Here is a 1,024-nt window from a genome sequence, read left to right as displayed (position 1 = left end):
TTGGAGGATGGTCCCCCCATATTCAGACAGGATATCACGTGTCCCGCCCTACTCGATTTCACTGAATATGCGTCGTCAGTTACGGGGCTATCACCCTGTATCGCCAAGCTTTCCAGCTTGTTCACCTAACGCCTATAAAGCTTAAGGGCTAGTCCAATTTCGCTCGCCGCTACTTTCGGAATCTCGGTTGATTTCTTTTCCTCGGGGTACTTAGATGTTTCAGTTCCCCCGGTTCGCCTCGTTATGCTATGTATTCACATAACGATACTTACTTATGTAAGTGGGTTTCCCCATTCGGAAATCCCAGACTCAAGTGGTTTTTACTACCTAATCTGGGCTTATCGCAAGTTAATACGTCCTTCATCGCCTCTGACTGCCAAGGCATCCACCGTGTACGCTTAGTCACTTAACCATACAACCCGAAGGAGTTTCGAATTGATGTTAAACAACCAAAGTTGTCTCTCATTATTTGAATGAGCGAGAGACATTCGATTTTGCCGGACTCAAATTCCAAGAACACTTGAATGTGTTTTTAGTTGTATTCCATCAGGAATACTTTGAGAACTTTACAAACAACAATAAATTGTTGTTTTGTCAGCTTTCCAAATTGTTAAAGAGCTAGATTTTCTGATGAAAACCATTTTTAAAGATTCTTTTTCAAGAACACTTAAAGATGGTGGAGCTATGCGGGATCGAACCGCAGACCTCCTGCGTGCAAGGCAGGCGCTCTCCCAGCTGAGCTATAGCCCCATCAAGGTGTCGATACTGTCGCCAATTCCTTGAAAAAGAAATTGGTGGGTCTGAGTGGACTCGAACCACCGACCTCTCGCTTATCAGGCGAACGCTCTAACCACCTGAGCTACAGACCCAGTATCGTCTCTTTACTTTATAAACCGTATCAATCTGTGTGAACACTCATCGCAATAATCATCGTATAAGGAGGTGATCCAGCGCCAGGTTCCCCTAGCGCTACCTTGTTACGACTTCACCCCAGTCATGAACCACAAAGTGGTAAGCGTCCCCC

At 45.3% G+C, this 1,024-nt stretch carries 2 tRNA genes and 2 rRNA genes; all 4 read right to left on the bottom strand.

The features are described from left to right. Window positions 1-412: ribosomal RNA gene (locus FKN16_RS24290) — 23S ribosomal RNA — on the bottom strand; the annotation flags it as partial. Window positions 413-674: 262 nt separating this feature from the next. Further along, window positions 675-750: transfer RNA gene (locus FKN16_RS24285), tRNA-Ala, on the bottom strand. Window positions 751-792: 42 nt separating this feature from the next. Next, window positions 793-869: transfer RNA gene (locus tag FKN16_RS24280), tRNA-Ile, on the bottom strand. 66 nt (window positions 870-935) lie between these two features. Then, window positions 936-1,024: ribosomal RNA gene (locus tag FKN16_RS24275) — 16S ribosomal RNA — on the bottom strand; the annotation flags it as partial.

The sequence above is a fragment of the Vibrio sp. 11-4(1) genome (genome assembly GCF_013048625.1).
GTDB lineage: Bacteria > Pseudomonadota > Gammaproteobacteria > Enterobacterales > Vibrionaceae > Vibrio > Vibrio diabolicus.
This window is presented reverse-complemented; position numbering and strand designations above follow the sequence as displayed.